The 19,402-nt window shown below is 71.3% G+C and carries 18 protein-coding genes; 11 read left to right on the forward strand and 7 right to left on the reverse strand.

The window, feature by feature from the left end; all coding sequences use genetic code 11:
• Window positions 1–13: 13 nt before the first annotated feature.
• The 3 genes from BJ963_RS15205 to BJ963_RS15215 all read right to left on the reverse strand — a co-directional run bounded on the left by BJ963_RS15205 (window position 14) and on the right by BJ963_RS15215 (window position 3,475).
• A complete protein-coding gene (locus tag BJ963_RS15205) occupies window positions 14–922 on the reverse strand; it encodes a serine hydrolase (protein ID WP_089915727.1) in 909 nt (302 codons plus the stop codon).
• A 158-nt stretch (window positions 923–1,080) separates the two neighbouring features.
• Window positions 1,081–3,057, reverse strand: a complete 1,977-nt coding sequence (locus BJ963_RS15210; RefSeq protein ID WP_179457400.1) for a M13 family metallopeptidase — start codon at window positions 3,055–3,057, stop codon at window positions 1,081–1,083.
• Between the two features lie 16 nt (window positions 3,058–3,073).
• Window positions 3,074–3,475: a hypothetical protein gene (locus BJ963_RS15215; RefSeq protein WP_179457401.1), complete on the reverse strand. Its 402-nt coding sequence runs from the start codon at window positions 3,473–3,475 to the stop codon at window positions 3,074–3,076.
• 121 nt (window positions 3,476–3,596) lie between these two features.
• On the opposite strand from BJ963_RS15215, the gene BJ963_RS15220 reads away from it, so the two are divergent.
• Both BJ963_RS15220 and BJ963_RS15225 read left to right on the forward strand, forming a co-directional pair.
• Window positions 3,597–4,646, forward strand: a complete 1,050-nt coding sequence (locus BJ963_RS15220) for a PrsW family glutamic-type intramembrane protease (protein WP_343037297.1) — start codon at window positions 3,597–3,599, stop codon at window positions 4,644–4,646.
• 122 nt (window positions 4,647–4,768) lie between these two features.
• The gene (locus BJ963_RS15225; protein ID WP_179457402.1) at window positions 4,769–5,476 is read left to right on the forward strand and encodes a DUF7402 domain-containing protein; all 708 of its coding nucleotides are present in this window, start codon (window positions 4,769–4,771) and stop codon (window positions 5,474–5,476) included.
• Window positions 5,477–5,553: 77 nt separating this feature from the next.
• Here BJ963_RS15225 and BJ963_RS15230 read toward each other — a convergent pair whose 3' ends face one another.
• From BJ963_RS15230 to BJ963_RS15245, 4 genes are all read right to left on the reverse strand, one after another.
• The gene (locus BJ963_RS15230; RefSeq protein ID WP_179457403.1) at window positions 5,554–8,118 is read right to left on the reverse strand and encodes a bifunctional lysylphosphatidylglycerol flippase/synthetase MprF; all 2,565 of its coding nucleotides are present in this window, start codon (window positions 8,116–8,118) and stop codon (window positions 5,554–5,556) included.
• 64 nt (window positions 8,119–8,182) lie between these two features.
• Window positions 8,183–9,571 carry a glycine--tRNA ligase gene (locus BJ963_RS15235; protein ID WP_089915712.1) on the reverse strand — a complete coding sequence of 463 codons (1,389 nt, stop codon included), beginning with the start codon at window positions 9,569–9,571 and terminating at the stop codon, window positions 8,183–8,185.
• Window positions 9,572–9,633: 62 nt separating this feature from the next.
• Entirely contained in the window at window positions 9,634–10,260 is a 627-nt protein-coding gene (locus BJ963_RS15240; RefSeq protein WP_179457404.1) for a GNAT family N-acetyltransferase, read from the reverse strand.
• Window positions 10,261–10,298: 38 nt separating this feature from the next.
• A complete protein-coding gene (locus BJ963_RS15245; protein ID WP_179457405.1) occupies window positions 10,299–11,609 on the reverse strand; it encodes a glutamyl-tRNA reductase in 1,311 nt (436 codons plus the stop codon).
• 98 nt (window positions 11,610–11,707) lie between these two features.
• On the opposite strand from BJ963_RS15245, the gene hemE reads away from it, so the two are divergent.
• The 9 genes from hemE to BJ963_RS15290 are packed head-to-tail and all read left to right on the forward strand — an operon-like array spanning window position 11,708 to window position 19,337.
• Window positions 11,708–12,859, forward strand: a complete 1,152-nt coding sequence (hemE, locus tag BJ963_RS15250) for a uroporphyrinogen decarboxylase (RefSeq protein WP_179457406.1) — start codon at window positions 11,708–11,710, stop codon at window positions 12,857–12,859.
• On the forward strand, window positions 12,844–14,526 hold the full coding sequence (locus BJ963_RS15255) for a protoporphyrinogen/coproporphyrinogen oxidase (RefSeq protein ID WP_425484724.1): 1,683 nt from the start codon (window positions 12,844–12,846) through the stop codon (window positions 14,524–14,526). Before hemE ends, BJ963_RS15255 begins: the two co-directional genes overlap by 16 nt.
• An 8-nt stretch (window positions 14,527–14,534) precedes the next feature.
• Window positions 14,535–14,855, forward strand: coding sequence for a hypothetical protein (locus BJ963_RS15260; protein ID WP_089915700.1), 321 nt, complete (start codon window positions 14,535–14,537; stop codon window positions 14,853–14,855).
• Between the two features lie 37 nt (window positions 14,856–14,892).
• The gene (locus BJ963_RS15265; RefSeq protein ID WP_179457407.1) at window positions 14,893–15,378 is read left to right on the forward strand and encodes a phage holin family protein; all 486 of its coding nucleotides are present in this window, start codon (window positions 14,893–14,895) and stop codon (window positions 15,376–15,378) included.
• Window positions 15,368–15,583, forward strand: a complete 216-nt coding sequence (locus BJ963_RS15270) for a DUF3618 domain-containing protein (RefSeq protein WP_179457408.1) — start codon at window positions 15,368–15,370, stop codon at window positions 15,581–15,583. Before BJ963_RS15265 ends, BJ963_RS15270 begins: the two co-directional genes overlap by 11 nt.
• 49 nt (window positions 15,584–15,632) lie before the next feature.
• A complete protein-coding gene (gene hemQ / locus BJ963_RS15275; RefSeq protein WP_179457409.1) occupies window positions 15,633–16,364 on the forward strand; it encodes a hydrogen peroxide-dependent heme synthase in 732 nt (243 codons plus the stop codon).
• Window positions 16,361–17,542 (forward strand): ferrochelatase, encoded by a 1,182-nt coding sequence (locus BJ963_RS15280; RefSeq protein ID WP_179457410.1) that lies wholly within the window; start codon window positions 16,361–16,363, stop codon window positions 17,540–17,542. The genes hemQ and BJ963_RS15280 overlap by 4 nt, the downstream gene beginning before the upstream one ends.
• Window positions 17,539–18,540 (forward strand): hydroxymethylbilane synthase, encoded by a 1,002-nt coding sequence (gene hemC / locus BJ963_RS15285; RefSeq protein ID WP_179457411.1) that lies wholly within the window; start codon window positions 17,539–17,541, stop codon window positions 18,538–18,540. Before BJ963_RS15280 ends, hemC begins: the two co-directional genes overlap by 4 nt.
• Window positions 18,537–19,337, forward strand: coding sequence for a uroporphyrinogen-III synthase (locus tag BJ963_RS15290; RefSeq protein WP_179457412.1), 801 nt, complete (start codon window positions 18,537–18,539; stop codon window positions 19,335–19,337). Before hemC ends, BJ963_RS15290 begins: the two co-directional genes overlap by 4 nt.
• The last annotated feature ends 65 nt before the right edge of the window (window positions 19,338–19,402 follow it).

Below are 19,402 nucleotides of genomic sequence, written 5' to 3' on the forward strand. Positions count from 1 at the left end.
CGTCGGCCGGCGGTCAGAACACGTACTCCAGCAGGTCCAACCCCACCGCGCGCATCCCCTCGATGACGGCGAGGCGCTCGGGAAGGCTGGTGTCGTCGAAGTACGTCGAGACCGCGTAGGTCACGCCGGCGCGCGGGCCGCGGAGAACGCCGACCTCGCTGCGAACGCCCTCGTCCGTCCCCGTCTTGTTGACGAGCAGGATGCCGTGCTCCGGGTGCCGGTGCGAGTGCGGGTCGAGACCGAACGCGCTGGACACGAGCGAGAAGTCGCTGTTGAGCGACAGCCACGAGATGACGCGCTGGCTGGTGGCCGGATTGACGATCTCGCCGCGGGCCAGCGCCGAGAACAGCCAGGTCAGCTCGTTCGCGCTTCCGACCGAGAGCTGCGGGGCGTCGTCCGGACCGCGGTGGTCGCGCACCAGGTCGAGGAGCGCGGTGCGGGTCAGACCGAGCGACTCCGTGCGTGCGCTGACGGCCTCCAGCCCCACGCGGCGCAGGAGCACGTTCGTCGCGAGGTTGTCGCTGGTCGCGCCGACGAGCGCGGCCAGGTCGGCGACGGGCAGGGACGGGACGTGCAGGTGCTGCCAGATGCCGGACTCGCCCGCGATGTCGCGGGTGTCGCGGTCGAGGTGCGCGAGGGGGCTCAGCTGGCCGGACTGCAGGCGCGCCGCCACCTCCACCAGCAGAAGCACCTTGCCGATGCTCGCGGTCGGCATGACCACGTGGTCGTCGACCGAGAACAGCACGGCACCGGTGGAGAGATCCGTCGCCCGCGCAGAGACCTGCACGCCCGAGACGGCGAGCCGTCCCAAGGCGTCGAACCCGCGGCTGAAGGTCTCGGTCGATCCGGGAGCGCGGTGGCGCCCGCGGCGGGTGGTCGCCTGCCGGGCCCGCCGTGCGGACTCTTGCGCCTGGATCGTCACTGTGTCGCTGGGTCTTTCATCCGAGTGCGGTGTACCGGAACTGCGGCGGCCTCTCTGCGGCCCCGCGGTCGGGGCCGCAGGGCTGCCCGCGGCGACGACAGGGTCGATGTTACCCCGTGATCGGGGGCCAGGGAGCGCGGACATCGGCGGCCGCCGACTCACCAGATGGTGACGCGCTCCGCCGGGGGGAGCCAGAGCCGGTCGCCGTCTCCGACCTGGAAGGTGTCGTAGAAGGCGTCGATGTTGCGGACGATCTGGTTGCAGCGGAACTCGTTCGGCGCGTGCGGGTCGATCGCCAGCAGACGGATGACCTCCTCGTCGCGCCCCTTCTGCTGCCAGGCCTGCGCCCAGGAGAGGAAGAACCGCTCCGCTCCGGTGAGCCCGTCGATCACGGGAGGCTCTTCGCCGTTCAGGGAGAGCAGGTACGCCTTCCAGGCGATGCCGAGACCGCCGAGGTCGCCGATGTTCTCGCCGATGGTGAGGGCGCCGTTCACGTGGTGCTCGGGCACCTGAGCGGGAGCGAGGGCGTTGTACTGCTCGATCAGGCTCGCGGTCCGCTTCTCGAAGGCCGCGCGGTCCGCCTCGGTCCACCAGTCCTCGAGCCGCCCGTCGCCGTCGAACTTGGAGCCCTGGTCGTCGAAGCCGTGGCCGATCTCGTGTCCGATGACCGCGCCGATGGCGCCGTAGTTGGCCGCCGCATCCCGGTCGGGGTCGAAGAACGGGAACTGCAGGATGGCCGCGGGGAAGACGATCTCGTTGAAGCCGGGGTTGTAGTACGCGTTGATGGTCTGCGGCGTCATGAACCACTCGTCGCGGTCGATCGGCGAGCCGATCTTGCCGAGCTCGCGCTGGAACTCGAACAGCGCGGCGGCGCGCACGTTGCCGACGAGGTCCGTCGGGTCGATCTCGAGGCGGGAGTAGTCCCGCCACTTCACCGGGTATCCGATCTTCGGGGTGAACTTCTCGAGCTTGTCGAGCGCCCGCTCCTTGGTCTCCTCGCCCATCCAGTCGAGGGTGCGGATGCTCTGCCGGTACGCCTCGATCAGGTTGGCGACCAGCTCGTCCATCTGCTGCTTGGCGGCCGGCGGGAAGTGCTGCTCGACGTAGATGCGGCCGACCGCCTCGCCCATGGCCCCCTCGACCAGCGAGACGCCGCGCTTCCAGCGCACGCGCATCTGCGGGGTCCCGGTCAGCGTGCGGCCGTAGAAGTCGAAGTTGGCCTCGACGAAGTCGCCGGAGAGGTAGGGGGCGGCGCCGTGGATGACCTGCCAGGTCAGCCAGTCGCGCCACGACTCGAGGCGGTCCTCCGTGAGGAGGGACGCCAGCCCGGCGGTGAACGACGGCTGGCGGAGGACGACCTCGGCCAGCGCTCCCTGCGGCGCGTCCAGGCCCTCGGCCCAGACGTCGAGGTCGGCGGCCTGACCGTCGGCGGCGCCGCCGGTGAACACGGCCTTCGCGTCCGCCCAGTCGTACAGGTTGTAAGTCTTCTCCGAGTCGCGGGAGGCCACGTTGTCCCAGTGCTTTCCGGCGATCTGGGTCTCCAGGTCGAACACGCGCTGGGCGCGCTCGGGGGCGTCGTCGCAGCCGGCGAGCTCGAACATCTTCTGGATGTGGTCGACGTACGCCGCGCGGACGGGTGCGAACCGCTCCTCGCGGAAGTACGACTCGTCCGGCAGCGAGATGCCCGACTGCTCGAGGAAGACGAGGTAGCGCTCCGGGTCGCCCGGGTCGTTGTCGACGAACAGCTGGTAGAAGCCGCCGAGGCCGCGGCGCTCCAGCTTCGCGACGGTCTTCAGCAGGCTCGGGATGCTGTCGACGCCCTCGGCGAAGGTCAGCTCGTCGCGGATCGCCTCCACACCCAGGGCGTCGATGCGCTCCTCGTCCATGAAGCTCGTGAAGAGGTCGCCGAACTTCCGCTCCTCGGTGCCCTCGGCTGCGTTCTGGGCCTTCTCCACGATCTCGTGGACCGCCGCCTCCGACTCCTCCGCGAGGATCATGAACGAGCCCCAGCGCGCCTTGTCGGCGGGGATCTCGGTGGCCTCGAGCCACTTCCCGTTCACGTGGCGGAAGAGGTCGTCCTGCGGACGGACGGCCGGGTCGAGTTCGTCGGTGCGGATGCCGGAGTCGAGCGTCATGCGCCCAGCCTACGGGTCAGGCGGCGGCGTGGGCCAGCGCGGACAGCCGGCGGTACGACAGCGCGAACAGGGCGCCGAGCACGAGTTCTGCGATGATCGACACCGTCCCGGAGGCGCTCCCGAATCCCGCGAACGAGAAGCCGATGTTGACGACGGCGAGCAGCCCGTACACCGCGGCGAACACGCCGCTCAGCAGCGGCCGGTTCGTCATGCGCCACCAGGGTCGTGCGGCGGCGACCGGCTCGCCCGGGCCGCGGAACACCCGTGTGACCAGATACCACCCGAGCGTCTGCAGCACGGTCAGGACGATCGATGCGGGTTCCGAGTGGAGTGCGTCGAAGAGCAGCGCGAGCACCGCGTTCACCGCGAGCAGGACGACGATCACGACCGTCTTCTCGCGGACTGTGGTGAAGCGCATGCTGACTCTCCTGGTGCTCGGCAACCAGGATCTCAGGGCCGCTCGCCGCGTCTCAGCAGGCTCGCCGTGTCGCCCGGACGCGGGATGCGTGCGCGGGCGGCGGAGTTCGTATGCTTGCCCGGTGACCATCGCACCGTCCACCGCTCCGCCTCCCGGCTGGTATGGAGACCCGTACGACGCCGGCACGCTGCGGTGGTGGAGCGGCGCGGAATGGACCGCGTACACGCACCCGGTCCCCTCCCCCCAGCCGTCGCAGCCGGTTGCGAAGCCAAAACCCCCGCGCAAGTGGATGGGGCGGTTCGGCGGGTGGATCCTCGTCGGCTCGAGCCTCTTCATCTGGCTCTGGCTGTTCGGCTTCAGCCTTCTGATCCAGGCGATCGCGCCGCACGCGGACGACGACGGACCGGCGGTGCTCTCGCCGTACCTCCTTGTGACGGGCGCGGCGACCGTCGCAGCCGCCATCCTGTACACGATGGCGTACCGGCTGAAGCCTGCCGACGGCCTCACCGCCTCCCGGCTCGTCATCATCGCCGGCGTCGGCGGACTCGCCGCGACGCTGGTCGCTGCGCCGGTCAACACGTTGATCAACGTGCTCAGCGGCGGGACGGCGTCGCATCCGAGCGGCCTGCCCCTGGTGCTCGCCGGGGTGGTGGAGGAGCTCGTCAAGGTGACCGCGGCCGTGCTCCTCGCGCTGCGGCTGCCGGTCAAGAACGCCAGGATCGGCCTGTTCGTCGGCGGCGCGGTCGGCCTCGGGTTCAGCGTCATCGAGAACCTGAGCTACCTGCAGGAGGCCTTCGCGCGGGGGCAGGACGACCCGCTGGGTTTCGGTCTGTTCGTGGGCACGGCGATCGGGAGGGAGCTGACCGGGCCGTTCCTGCATCCGGTGTTCACGGCTCTCCTCGCGGCGGCGGTCTTCGGTGCGACGCGGAACGGCCGCTTCCGGCTGACCTTCCGCGTCGTCGCGGCCTACCTCGGCGTCGCAGCCGCGCACGGGATCTTCAACGGAGCGGCGTGGCTGGCCCAGAACGCGCCGTGGCCGGCGGCCGCGCGCGGGGGTGCCATCCTGCTGTTCGACCTCGTGTTCGTGGTGGCCAGCGGACTGACCTGGCTCCTGATCGCGCGGAGGATCCGGCGCGACTCCGAGCGTGGCCGGCCGGGTCCGGACGTCTGACAGCCGGATAACGATTCCCGGATGCCGCGTCATGGATCCGCTGCGTCGCACTCCGTAAGAGATGGAGGCTACGAGACTCACCGTCTCGATCCGTCCATCCATCTTCGGAGAAGGAGAACGACATGAAGATCCTGCGCACCGGAGGAGTTGCGGCCGCATCCGCCCTCCTGCTCGCGTCGCCGGCGGTCGGCGCGACCGCACCGGCCGTGGCGGCCGACCCCCCGGACACCACTCCGACCTCGCCGATCGACTGGTCGCCGTTCTGGGTCCGCAACGCGTGGTATGCGCCCGGGGACAGGGTCGCGTGGTCGTCGACGAAGTGGGCCGAGGACGCGAAGCTGTATCGCGCGCTCGAGTGGAATTACAACACGTCGCCTGCGGACCCCCGGTACTGGGCCCTCATCGACGACCCGTCGGAGGACCCGGACAAGAACCTGGCCCGGGAGGCGACCGTGACGGCTTCGTCGGAGTTCGACGGCAGGTACGGTGCGTCGAAGGCCGTCGACGGCATCGTCGGTACGAGCGGCTCGGGGGAGTGGGCGTCCGCGGGCGACCTCACCCCGTACATCAAACTCGAGTGGAGTTCCAGCCAGACCATCGACGAGATCAGGCTGTCGGACCGGCCGAACGGCACGGACTGGGCCCGGAGCGGCACGCTGCACATGAGTGACCGCTCGAAGATCTTCGTCGATTTCCTGGAGAACAACGGAGCGAGCCGGACGATCTCCTTCCTTCCGCGCCATGTGACCTGGGTCGTGTTCACGGTCGACGAGGGGTACGGCGCGAACAACGGGCTCTCGGAGATCGAGGTGTACCACCGCGGCACGTAACCAATCGGTCGAGATCGAGGCCGTCGCCGCTCTGGCAGCGGGATCGACGACCGACCCTGCACCTGGCGGCGGCGACGCTACCGGATGAGCGTGCGGGCGAGCGCGACGTACTCGCGCGCGTTGGCGTCCGGCAGGTACGCCTTGCTGATCGCGTTGCCGATGGCCGGGAGCGCGACCGGGTCGGGGTAGGCCATGTAGATGGTCTCGTAGGTGGGGTTGAACTTGCTCTTGAAGGAGAACAGCGACGCGAACCCGTATGCGGGCTCGAGCGTGCGCGCGAGGAAGGCGAGGAGCCGGTCCATCGCCGTCGGCTCGTCCGCGTCGCCCTCGTCGATCGGCTTCGTCGCGAGCGGCGCGCCCGACAGGCTGAGCACCTCGATGCCCTCGTCGCGCATGTGCTGGGCGGCGGAGGCGATGACGAACTCCATGATCCCGGACATCGAGCCGTCCGCACGGCGCATGAAGTCGATCGTGTAACCGACCACCCGCCCGTCGCGCCAGCTCGGCAGCCAGCTGGTCACGGCCTGGAGTCCGCCGTCGGGGTCGAACGCCAGGTACAGCCGCACGTCCGGGTCCTTGAGCTCGTCGATGCCGCCGAGGGTGAAGCCCATCTCGGGCAGCTCCTTCTCGGAGACCCACTGCTCGCTGACCGCGGCGATCTGGGTCTGGATGAGCGGGGACAGGTCGTCCCAGGTCGTCCACAGCGTCGAGATGCGCGCCTTCACTCCGCGGTTGTGCGCCTGCCGCACCTTCTGCCAGGGCTTTCCGACGAGGTCGAAGGTCTGCGGGTGCATCAGCGTCTCCTCGCCGACGGACATCGTCGGCCAGCCGAGGGCATGGAACACCGGGAGGTACGCGCCGTGGATGCTGTAGAAGACCGGCGTCCAGCTGTTGGCGTCGCAGAACTGCACGAACTCGGCGATGGTGCGCTCCGCGCGCTCCGGACGGCACACCGGGTCCGAGAGCGTGATGGCGATCCCGTTGATGACGCGGTAGGCGATCGCCGACTCGCCGTCGGAGCTGAACCAGTACACGTTGCCCGGCCAGGTGCCCATGAAGCCGAGCGTGCCTCCGCCGCCCTGGCGGAGCAGCGACCGGAAGTGCTCCTCGTCGGCGAGCGTGCGGCCGGTGAACGTCGCACGGTACAGCTGCAGCGTGGCGAAGATGAACACGATCCAGAACACGGGCCCGACCCAGTGGTAGAGCACCACCACGATCGGCGCGGTGGGGACGATCGGCGTGCCGAGAAGCGACAGGAAGCCGGCGGGGACGAACCGGCGCAGGGTCGAGGAGAACACGTCGGCGACCGTCGCGTCCGGCACGAACTCGGTGAGGGAGGCCAGGCCGGCGATCAGGTATGCGAGGGCGAGCAGCGCGAAGGTGCAGAACACGATGATCGCGAAGCGGACGGCCGCCTCGCGCGGCGACCGGATCTGGAACTGCCGGCGTGTGGCGATCAGCAGGGCGATCGACGCGATGGGCACCAGCAGGGCCGCCAGGAGCCACAGCAGCACCTCGATCGCGGGGGTGAGGGACTCGATGCTCTGCACCCGCAGGTCGATGTCGCCGCCGAGCGCGGTGAACGGCAGGAGCAGCATCGCTGCATTGACGGCGATGCCGAGGATGAGCGCGAAGCGGCGTCCGCGACGCAGCCCGATGGCGGTCAGGAGGAGCAGGGCGAGGGGGAGCACCGACAGGAGCAGCGGACCGGCGCCCTGCACCGACACCATGAGCAGCTGGCTGCGGCAGTTGCTCGTGTACGACACGTCGCAGCGCGCCATCACCGCGGCGACGTCGACGTCGGGCCGCTCGAACAGCGAGGCCACGAACGAGAGCGGGCCGAACCCGCCGGGCGGGAGCAGCGCCAGCAGCGGACCGAACGCCGTGATGGCGATGACCGCCGCGACCAGGGTACGGGTCTCGGCGTGCGAACTGCGATGCAGCCGCCGCAGGCCGCCACGGCGCAGCAGCGCGCCGAGGGCCAGGCCGAGCAGGGCCGCGATCAGGCGGTAGACGTTGTTCTGGTCGCCGTTGTAGAGCACGAAGACGAGCACGACCGCGAAGGTGAGCAGCCGGATGCGCCTCCGCCACAGCGCGCTGGCGAACGCGCTCGCCGTGATGAGCGTTCCCACGATCCCGACCGTCGGGTCGAGCGTGAAGTCGAACTCGGTCACCGTCGCCCACAGCTCGCCGATGCTCGCCGCGCCCCACTGCAGGAGCACCCCGACGGTGACGCCGAGCACTCCGGTCACCAGGAAGGCGAGAACGGTCCGGGCGGTGCCGAGCAGACGTTCCGCCGCGGCCATCACAGTGAGCGCGAGCACGACCACGACGATCGTCTGCGCGAGGTCCTCCGGCACGAAGAGCGCCGTGACCGGGGTCCACCAGAAGCCGGCCCGGATGGTCGTGGTGACGCCGGCCGCCCAGACGAGCGCATCGCCGCCGACGGTCGCCGCGCTCCACAGTGTCCCGGTGACGATGGACGTGGCGAGCACCACGACGGCCAGCGCGATGCTCGCGGGAGCGACCTGCGCATAGCGCGCCAGCATCCGGCCGAAGCCCTCGCCGCGCTGCCCGGAGGCCCCGGACGCCGGTGCGTCCGGGGACGCCGACGTCGTCCGGTCGGTGTCTGCGTCGCTCATTCGGGCCTCCGTCGCGGTGGGCTCGGTCCGAGGACAGGCTAGAGGATGCCGGGGCCCGCGCGCGTCAGATCTCGCGGAGCCGTTCGGCGAGGTAGCGGTCGAGACCCTCGAGCGGGATGCGCTCCTGCTGCATCGTGTCGCGGTCGCGGACCGTCACGGCGTCGTCCTCGAGCGAGTCGAAGTCGACCGTCACCGCGAGCGGCGTGCCGATCTCGTCCTGCCGGCGGTAGCGGCGGCCGATCGCGCCCGAGTCGTCGAAGTCGACGTTGCGGCGCTTGCGCAGCCGGTCGGCGAGGCCGCGGGCGAGGGGCGACAGCGCCTCGTTGCGCGAGAGCGGGAGGACGGCGACCTTGACCGGGGCGAGACGCGGGTCGAGGCGCAGCACGGTGCGCTTGTCGGTGCCGCCCTTGGCGTTCGGCACCTGCTCCTCGTCGTACGCGTCGACCAGGAACGCCATGAGCGCGCGGGTCAGACCGAACGACGGCTCGATCACGAACGGCACGTAGCGCTCGTTCTTGTTCTGGTCGAAGTAGCTCAGGTCTTTGCCGGAGTGCTCGATGTGGGTCTTCAGATCGAAGTCGGTGCGGTTGGCGACGCCCATCAGCTCGCCCCACTCGCTTCCGACGAAGTCGAAGCGGTACTCGATGTCGATGGTCCGCTTCGAGTAGTGGGCGAGCGACTCCTTCGGGTGCTCGAACCGGCGGATGTTCTCCGGCTTGATTCCGAGCTCGGTGAACCACTCCCAGGCGAGGTCGATCCAGGTGTCGAACCACTCCTCGTCGGTGCCGGGCTCGACGAAGTACTCGATCTCCATCTGCTCGAACTCGCGGGTGCGGAAGATGAAGTTGCCCGGCGTGATCTCGTTGCGGAACGCCTTGCCGATCTGGCCGATGCCGAACGGCGGCTTCTTGCGCGAGGTCTGCAGCACCGACGCGAAGTCGGTGAAGATGCCCTGCGCGGTCTCCGGGCGCATGTAGTGCAGGCCGGACTCGTCGTCGACGACGCCGAGGTAGGTCTTCATGAGGCCCGAGAACTGCCGGATCGGCGTCCACTGGCCGACCTTGTCCGGGTGGTCCGGGTCCGGGATGTCGTCGAGGCCGTTCGCCGGCGGGTGGCCGTGCTCGGCCTCGTACGCCTCGAACAGGTGGTCGGCGCGATAGCGCTTGTGGGTGATGAGCGACTCGGTCAGCGGGTCGCTGAAGACCTGGACGTGCCCGGAGGCCTCCCACACGGCGGTCGGCAGGATGATGGCGGAGTCGAGGCCCACCATGTCGCCGCGGCCGCGCACGAAGGCGTTCCACCACTCGCGCTTGATGTTCTCCTTCAGCTCGACGCCGAGGGGACCGTAGTCCCACGCCGACCGGGTGCCGCCGTAGATCTCTCCGGAGGGGAAGACGAATCCACGGTGCTGAGCCAGCGTGATGACGGAATCCAGTCTCGACGGTGCGGCCATGGTGCTCCCTGTGCGGTGCGGGTGTGTGGGGACCCGTCCATCCTACTGAGGAAGCCGCACCGTCACCGCGCCGAGCGGAACTCCTGCTCCAGGATGGCGTAGACGGCGGTGTCCGACCACTCGCCCTTGAAGATCTCGGTCTCGCGCAGCAGAGCCTCCTGGCGCATCCCGAGCCGCTCGCACAGGCGGGCCGACGCGTCGTTGCGCGCGTCGAGCTGGGCGAAGACGCGGTGGGCGCCGAGGGTGTCGAAGCACAGCTCCAGCACCCGCTGGACCGCCTCCGTCGCATAGCCGGCGCCGTGCACGGCCGGGTGGAAGACCCAGCCCATCTCGAACTTGCCCCAGGTCGCGTTCTTCAGGAACAGGCTGATGTCGCCGATCACGCGGCCGGCGCCGCCCTCTGCGTCCGCCAGCTCGACGGCGAAGACGATGCCGTCGCCGTTCTCGGCGAGCCGGTTCATCGCGATCCGCTTGCGCAGGTGCTCCGCGGACTCGTCGTGGTCGTGCACCTCCCAGTAGAGGTAGCGGACGACGTCCTTCAGCTTCTGGTAGGCGTGCTCGTCCTCCAGGTCGCCCGTGTTCAGCGGGCGCAGCAGCAGGCGCTCTGTGCGCAGCTGCTCGGCGGCGTATGGCAGGCCGCTCGCGCCGTGCGGCGGGATGACGGCGGTCGTGGTGGCTTCGTCGCTCACGGTCGCTCCTCGTGCTGTGTGGTGCGGGATGCTGCGGTTCAGGATGCCGCGGACTCGTCGTCCACGGCGGTGAGGCGGGGACGGGCGCGCTCGGCGTCCACGTCCACGTCGATGCCGAACACGGCCGCTGCCCCGGCGATGAACGACTCCGCGTCGCCCTCGCGGGCCAGCTCGCGGGCGCGGACGGACGGGGTGTGCAGCAGGACGCCGGCCAGGTGGCGCAGGGCCGCCTCGGTCTGCTCGCTGCCGTCTCCCCGGCGCCGTGCGCGCTCGATCTCGGCGTCCAGGATGTCGAAGACGTGCGTGCGGAGGGCGACGAGGGCCGGGGTGACCTCCTGCTCGGCGGTCCGCGCACGGTACTCGGCGGCGGCGGCATCCACGATGGTGCGCGCGTCGTCGGCGGCCTGCAGCTCGGTCAGCGGCGCATGGATGCTGATGGTCTCGAGGTCGAGCAGCTCCACTCCGGCGAGCTCGCCCACGGCCGGGTCGACGTTGCGGGGCAGGCCGAGGTCGACGACGAGACGGCGCTCGGTGGCGTCGGGGCGGGCGACCGCCTCGGCCAGGAGCGGCCGGGTGAGGACGTAGTCGGTGACCGCGGAGCAGGTGACGACGAGGTCGCTCTCCGCCAGCGCGTCCAGCAGGCCGTCGGCCTCGACCGGAGCGATGTCGTGCGAGAGGGCGAACTTGGCCGCGCGCCCCGACGGCGAGTACACCCGGACGTCGGTGACGCCGCGGTCGCGGAGGGCGGCGAGGCTGGCGCCCGCGTACTTGCCGGTGCCGACGAGCAGCACGCGCGTCATCGCCCAGTCGGTCACCCGGCTCTCGGCGAGATCGAGCGCGAGGCGGACGAGGGAGCGGCCGGCCGTCATGATCCCGGTGCGGTTCTTCACGCCGCGTGAGGTGCGCGAGGCGACCTGGAACAGACGCTCCAGCTCGCTCGTCACCGAGCCGTCGCGGCGAGCCGCGTCGAGCGCGCGGCGCACCTGGCCGGCGATCTCGCCCTCGCCGACGACGACCGACTCGAGGCCGCTGGTCACGGCGAAGAGGTGCTCGGCGACCGCGTGGTCGCTGTACACGGCGCTCGCGCCGCGGAGCAGGTCCGGGTCGATGCCCGCTGCGGTGCTCACCGCATCCAGCACGGCCTCGGTGGAGACGGCGCGGGCGGCCGGGAGCGGCTCGTCGATGTCGAGATAGGCCTCGAAGCGGTTGCAGGTCGCGAGGACGACAGAGCCCGAGACGATGTCGCTGTGCTCCGAGAGTGCGGCGGTGATGGCCGGAGCATGACGCTCGAGCCGTTCCAGGAGGTCGAAGTCAGCCGTCCGGTGACTCGACGAGAAGCACAGAAGCACGGAGGAAAGCCTACGCTCGCGTCGGAGCAACCTCGAATCGGGCCCCAGCTTCCGTTCAGCCGGGCGTTCTCGCGGGATGGCCCTGGCACAATCGTGTAGTGACCACCCTCGCCTCCGACCATCCCCTCGCCGCCGGCCTCACCGCCTCCAGCCCCCTCGTCCGGGCCTACCAGGGCGAACGGCAGGAGGTGACCCCGGTCTGGTTCATGCGTCAGGCGGGACGCTCGCTGCCCGAGTACCGCGAACTGCGCGTCGGCACGCGGATGCTCGACGCGTGCCTCGACCCGGCGATGGCGAGCGAGATCACCCTGCAGCCGGTGCGGCGCCACGGGGTGGACGCCGGCATCTTCTTCAGCGACATCGTCGTCCCGCTCAAGCTCGCGGGCGTCGAGGTGGAGATCCAGCCGGGCAAGGGCCCGGTGTTCGCGCAGGCCGTCCGCACGGCGGCGGACGTCGAGCGCCTGACCGCGATCGACCCGGCGTCGCTCGACGACCGCGTCTTCGCGCCCATCCAGGAGGCCGTCCGGCTGACGGTGGCCGAGCTCGGCAGCACCCCGCTGATCGGCTTCGCCGGCGCTCCGTTCACGCTGGCCGCCTACCTCGTCGAGGGCGGCCCGTCGAAGGACCACATCCGCGCGAGGACCCTCATGCACGCCGACCCGGAGGCGTGGGCGCGCCTCATGGAGTGGACGGCCGACATCTCGGGCGCCTTCCTCCGCGCCCAGGTGCTCGCCGGGGCGAGCGCCGCCCAGCTCTTCGACTCGTGGGCGGGGTCGCTGTCGCTCCACGACTACGTGACGCACGTCGCCCCCGCCTCGGCGCGGGCGCTGTCGCACGTCCGCGACCTGGCGTACGAGCTGCCGCGCGCCGCGACCGCCGCGGGCGACGCCGAGCCTGCGCTCGACGGTGTCGTCCGCAACGTTCCGCTCGTGCACTTCGGCGTCGGCACCGGCGAGCTGCTCAAGGCCATGCACGAGGTGGGGGCGGACGCGGTCGGCGTCGACTACCGCATCCCGCTCGACGAGGCCAGCCGTCGCCTCGGGCACGTCGTCCCGGTGCAGGGCAATGTCGACCCGGCGATGCTGGACGCGCCATGGCCGGTGCTCGAAGCGCACGTCCGCGACGTGCTCGACCGCGGCAGGGAGGCGCCGGCGCACATCCTCAACCTGGGCCACGGCGTCCCGCCGGAGACCGACCCCACCGTCCTGACCCGCGTCGTCGAGCTCGTGCACGGGTGGCGACCGGAGTGAGCGGCGAGGGCACGACGCCCGGCGATCCCACGGAGCCGGGCGCCGACATCGGCGAGGAGATCCGCCACGCGGTCGAGGCGCCGCCCACCCGGATCGTCGTCGTCGGCGGCGGCATGGCCGGCCTGGTCGCCGCGCGCGAGTGCGCCCGGCCGGGCTTCGAGGTGACGGTCCTCGAGGCGTCGGACCGCGTCGGCGGCAGTGTCGCGCCGCTCCCGCTGGCCGGGATGACGCTCGACGCGGGAGCCGAGAGCTTCGCCACGCGCGGCGGTCACGTCGCCGAACTGCTCGCCGATCTCGGCCTCGGCGACGACATCGTGCAGCCCAACCCCTCCGGCGCCTGGGTGCGCCACGGGAGCCGTTCCGTTCCGCTTCCGAAGGCCGGGCTGCTCGGCATCCCGAGCTCGCCCCTGGCGAAGGACGTCGTCGCGGCGATCGGCTGGCCTGGCGCCCTGCGTGCCTACCTGGACCGCCTGATGCCCGTGCTCAAGATCGGCACGGAGCGCCGTCTCGGAACCCTCGTCCGCAAGCGCATGGGCAGCGGGGTGCTCGACCTCCTCGTCGCGCCGGTCGTGACCGGGGTGTACTCGGCCGCCCCGGACGACCTGGACGTCGAGGTCGTCGCCCCCGGGCTCAACTCGGCACTCACCCGTCTCGGCTCGCTGTCCGGCGCGGTCGGCGAGCTGCGGTCGGCGTCGAAGGCCGGCAGCGCCGTCGGCGGCATCCGTGGAGGGATGTGGCGGCTGCCCGAGGCGCTCGCCGCGGACATCCGCGCGCGCGGCGGCGTCGTGCGCACGGGCGCGCCGGTGCAGACGATCGAGCGGTGGAGCGCGCCGGACGCCGAGGACACGGCGCGGGCGGTCATCGAGGCGGTGCTGGCCGAGTCGCTGGAGGACAGCGAGCCGACGGCGCCGGCGCAGACGGCTGCGGACGCGGAGGCTGCTCGCCCGGCCCGATGGATCGCGCGGACGGCCGACGGGGACACGCTCCCGGCCGACGTCGTCGTGCTCGCCTCTCCGGCCGACGACTCGCTCCGTCTGCTCTCCTCGCTCGATCCGGCGCTCGCCGGGCTGGGAGAGCTCGACTGGCCCGCGGCCTCCAGCGTCGAACTGGTGACGCTGGTCGTCGCCGACGACCGCCTCGCCGCCTCCTCGGTCGGCACGGGCGTGCTCGTCGCGGATATGCCGGGGACGGACGTGCGCGCGAAGGCCATGACCCACTCCAGCGCGAAGTGGGCGTGGGTCGCGGAGGCGGCGGGAGACGGGCACCACGTCGTCCGGCTCTCCTACGGCCGAGCCGGCCGGCCCGCCGAGACCCGGGAGCTCGACGACGCGGCACTCCGTGCCGTCGCGGTGGCCGACGCCTCCCGGCTGCTCAATATTCCGATCGCGGAATCCAGCGTGACCGCATTCGCCAGGACCCCCTGGACGAACGCCCTCCCGTATGCGACAGTGGGGCAGCGGGAACGCATCCAGCGGGTCCGCACCGAGGTCGACGGCGTCGAGGGTCTCGAGGTCACTGGCTCCTGGCTGACCGGTACAGGCCTCGCCTCCGTCATCCCGGATGCGCGCCGGGCAGCCGAGCGCGCGAGAGGTCTACGCTGGAAGGCCCTGACGGCCGCCCTCCAGGCGGACGACAACTCGGCCACCGAACAGGGACTCGACACTTAGGAGACGGAATGCGCGGCAAACTCCTCTTCGTCGCCGGAGCGGCGGTGGGCTACGTGCTCGGCGCCCGAGCCGGACGCGAACGCTACGACCAGCTGAAGGCCGCGGCCGCGAAGGCCTGGGAGTCGCCTGCGGTGCAGAAGCAGGTGCACGCGGCGGAGGACTTCGTGTCCCGGAAGGTCGGGGAGTTCCCGGAGACCGTGTACATCACCGTCAAGAAGCTCGTGGTGCAGGCGAACAGCCGTCGTCGTGAGGCGCGGGCTCCGTATCCGTCTCCTGCCGCCGAGGCGGCCATCCGCGCGGGCGACGGGCGCAGCGACACGTCGTCCTGACCGGAGTACTGTACGGAAGCGACGAGGGGAGACGCCGATGACCGACCCTGAGCGGGGAGCCGCAGGCGCTGCCGGCGCGTCCGGACCGCGGCCCGTTCCGACCCCGGGAGACCGTGCTCGCGCCGACCGTGCGAAGGCGCGACCACTGGTGCAGCTGATCTCCGATCTTCCGCGCCTGATCGTCGAGCTGCTGAAGGCGGAGCTCGCGCACCTCAAGGCCGAGTTCGCCGAGAAGGCGAAGTATGCCGGCATCGGCATAGGGCTGCTGGCCGGCGCCGCCTTCTTCCTCTTCTTCGCGTTCGCGACGCTGGTCGCCGCGGCCATCCTGGGCATCGCGGTCGCGCTTCCGGGATGGGCCGCCGCGCTCATCGTGTTCGGTGCCCTGGTCGTGCTCGCCGTCATTCTGGCGCTGGTCGGCGTCCGGTCGTTCAAAAAGATGGACGGCGTCGCGCCATCGCAGACCATCGCCAGCATCAAGGAAGACGCCGACGCGCTGAAGGGACTGGGGAAGTATGACAACTGACCGCAGCGACGTCGACCGGGCGCGGGCCGAGCTCGCCGCCACGGTCGAGGCGATCGAATACAAGCTCAACGTGCCGAAGCGCACCGCCGAGAGGCTCGCGCGTCTCCGGCAGGACAACCCGCTCGCACTGGTCGGGATCTCCGTCGCCGTGGCCCTCGTGACCGCCGGAACGGTCTGGGGCGTCGTCCGTCTCCTCCGCCGGTGAGCGCCCCCGCGTTTTTGGCCTTCTCAGGTTTGAGAGGGAGACTGTGGGTATGAGTACCCCGGCTGCCGTTCCGGCAGAGTCGACCACCCCCGAAACCCCCAGCGACACCCCGACCGGATTCACCCTCTGGGCTGTGCTGCGCCGCGATCCCGCCCGACCGGACGACCTCGACGGCACCGACGTGCCGACCGCCGTCTCCGAGCTCGAAGGTGTGATCGCCGACCTCGAACTCCAGAACGTCACCACGCGCGGGCTCTACGACGTCTCGGGCCTCCGCGCCGACGCCGACGTGATGATCTGGCTGCACGGACCCGAGGCGGAGGCGCTGCAGTGGGGACTCCGCCAGCTGCGCCGCACGCGCCTGCTGAAGGCGCTGCTCCCGACCTGGAACGCGATGGGTGTGCACCGCGACGCCGAGTTCAACAAGGCCCACGTTCCCGGCTTCCTCCGGGGCAAGGAGCCGAAGGAATGGCTCTGCGTGTATCCGTTCGTGCGCAGCTACGAGTGGTACCTGCTGCCCGATGAGGAGCGCTCGAAGATGCTCGCGGAGCACGGCCGAAAGGGCGCCGCCTTCCGGTCGGTGCTCGCGAACACCGTCGCCTCGTTCGCGCTCGGCGACTACGAGTGGATCCTGCCGCTCGAGGCCGACGAGCTCACCGACCTCGTCGACATGATGCGCGAGCTCCGCTACACCGAGGCCCGTCGCCACGTACGGGAAGAGGTCCCGTTCTTCACCGGTCGCCGCATCCAGCCGGCCGAGGTCGTGGAGGTCCTGCAGTGACGGACGCGCAGACCGACCAGCGGGTGCTGGGGGCGACCCCGGCCGCGGCCGCCGGCCCCGAGCACGTGACGGAGCCGACCGCCTACGACGCCATCCTGCTCGCCGGCTTCGGCGGTCCGGAGGGGCAGGACGACGTCATCCCGTTCCTCCGCAACGTCACGCGCGGGCGCGGCATCCCGGAGGAGCGTCTCGAAGAGGTCGCGCACCACTACCGCCACTTCGGCGGCGTCAGCCCCATCAACGACCAGAACCGCGAGCTCAAGGCCGCGCTGGAGGCGGAGCTCGCCGAGCGCGGCATCGACCTGCCGGTGCTCTGGGGCAACCGCAACTGGGACCCGTATCTCGCCGACGCGCTCCGCGAGGCCGACGAGCGCGGCTTCACCAAGCTGATCGCCATCGCGACGAGCGCGTACTCGTCGTACTCCAGCTGCCGCCAGTACCGCGAGGACTTCGCGGGCGCTCTGGAGGCGACGGGACTGGACGGGCGCATCCAGATCGACAAGGTGCGCCAGTTCTTCGACCACCCCGGCTTCGTCGAGCCGTTCATCGAGGGTGTGAAGAACGCCATCGGCGAGCTGCAGCAGAAGCTTCCGGGCATCGACCCGGCGACCGAGGTGCGCATCCTGTTCTCGACGCACTCGATCCCGTCGACCGACGCGGCGAAGTCCGGTCCGGCCGAGCGCGGCTTCGGCGAGGGCGGCGCCTACGCGGCCCAGCACCTCGCGGTCGCCGAGGTCGTCTCGCACGCCGCCACCGGCGGAACCGTCGGCTGGGATCTGGTCTACCAGTCCCGGTCGGGCCCCCCGTCGATGCCGTGGCTGGAGCCCGACATCAACGACCGCATCGCCGAGCTCCCCGCGCTCGGGATCAAGGCCGTCGTCATCGTGCCGCTCGGCTTCGTGAGCGACCACATGGAGGTCCTCTGGGACCTCGACAACGAGGCCATGGAGACGAGCGACGAGAACGGCCTGGTCGCCGTCCGCGTCCCGACCCCCGGCACCCACGCGGCGTACGTGAAGGGCCTGGTCGACCTGGTCCTCGAGCGTCGCGACGCCGTCCCGGTCGACCAGCGCCCGGCGATGACGTCGCTCGGCCCCTGGTACGACGTGTGCCGGCCGGGCTGCTGCGAGAACGTCCGGCTCGGCTTCAAGCCCGCCGCTGCGGGGCTCGCGCCGTGAGCGGGACCGTGACGAGGGTCGACGGCGCCGCCGAGCGCCGCGACGGGGTGCTGCGCATCGGCACCCGGGGCAGCGCGCTGGCGGTCGCGCAGACGACGGCGGTCGCCGAGTCGATCGCGCGCGCCACCGGCGTGGATGTCGAACTCGTCACGGTGACCACCCACGGCGACACGTCGCGCGAGTCGCTTGCGCAGCTCGGCGGCACCGGGGTGTTCGCGACCGCGCTGCGCGACGCCCTGCGCGCCGGTGAAGTCGATCTCGTCGTGCACTCCCTGAAGGACCTCCCGACGGCTCCGGCTCCCGGGCTCGTCCTCGGCGCGGTGCCGAAGCGCGCTGACGCCCGCGACGCCCTGGCCGCGCGCGACGGACTGACGCTCGACGACCTCCCGGATGGCGCTCGCGTCGGCACCGGATCGCCCCGCCGGGTCGCCCAGCTGAAGTCGCAGCGCCCCGACCTCGACGTCGTCGACCTGCGCGGCAACGTCGACACGCGCCTGCGCATGGTCTCCGACGGCGAGCTGGACGCCGTGGTGCTCGCGGCCGCCGGCCTCACCCGGCTCGGCCGCCTCGACGCCGTGACCGACTACTTCCCGCTCTCCCTCGTCCCCACGGCTCCGGGTCAGGGTGCTCTCGCGCTCGAGGTCCGCGCCGGAGACGAGAAGGGCCGCGGCCCGATCGCGCGCGCCCTCTCCGCCGTCGACCACGTCACGACGCACGCCTCGGTGGTCGCCGAGCGGCACGTGCTCGCCGGGCTCGAGGCGGGATGCGCCGCTCCGATCGGCGCGACGGCACTCGTCGACGACGGCCTGCTCTTCCTCACCGCGACCGTGTACCGCCCGGACGGCTCGGAGAAGCTCACCGCATCCCACGCCGCCACCCCGGACTCGCTGAGCGCCGCCCACCTCGCGGAGGCCGCGGAGGATGTGGGCGCCCGCGTCGTCGCCGAGCTGCTGGAGGCCGGGGCCGCGTCGCTGGCACCGCTCGGGAGCGACCGATGACGAACACCGCCCCGACTCCGAAGCCGCTCGCCGGCTGGCGCGTGCTCGTGCCGCGCGGCGGCCCGTGGGGCGACTCCGTCGCTGCCGACCTGCGTGCGAAGGGTGCGTCGCCGGTCGTCGCCGCAATGATCAACTTCGCGCCGACGGCGGATGCCTCGGCGCTCGAGGCGGCGCTCGCCCGGCTGGCAGACGGCGGGTTCGACTGGATGACGGTCACGAGCGCCACGACGGTGGATGTGCTCAGCGCCCAGCGAGCCGTCGTCCCGCCTTCGACGCGGGTCGCCGCGGTGGGCGAGACGACCGCCGCAGCGCTCGCCGCCGCCGGGTACCACGTCGACCTCGTCCCGTCGGAGGACAACTCGGCCCGCGGCCTGCTCGCCGAGTGGGAGGCCGCGACCCAGGGCGCCTTCCCGCTCCGCATCCTCACCCTCCGCTCGGAGATCGCGAAGCCCCTCCTCACCGAGGGGCTGCGCCGCATCGGCCACGATGTCGAGTCGGTCGTCGCCTACCGCACCGTCGGCGTCCCCGTGCCGGAGAACGTCGTGAGCGACGTGCGCGACGGGCTGGTGCAGGCGATCCTGGTGACCAGCGGATCGGTTGCGGAGCAGGTGCAGAAGCAGCTCGGCCCCATCCCCGAGTCGACCCTGATCGCCGCGATCGGTCCGCAGACCGCCCGCGACGCCCGCTCGTTCGGTCTGCGGGTGGATGTGGTCGCCGCCGAGCGCACGGCCGCCTCCCTGATCGACGCCGTCGTGCAGGTCGCCCAGTCGCGGACCGCGGAGGCCGACGACTACTGAGCTTCTGGGAGGACGCTCAGTCCGGCGGGCGTAGGCTCGTGTGAGTGAGTGAACTGCATCCCGTC

It is taken from the genome of Leifsonia soli (assembly GCF_013408745.1).
GTDB classification, from domain to species: Bacteria; Actinomycetota; Actinomycetes; order Actinomycetales; family Microbacteriaceae; genus Leifsonia; species Leifsonia soli.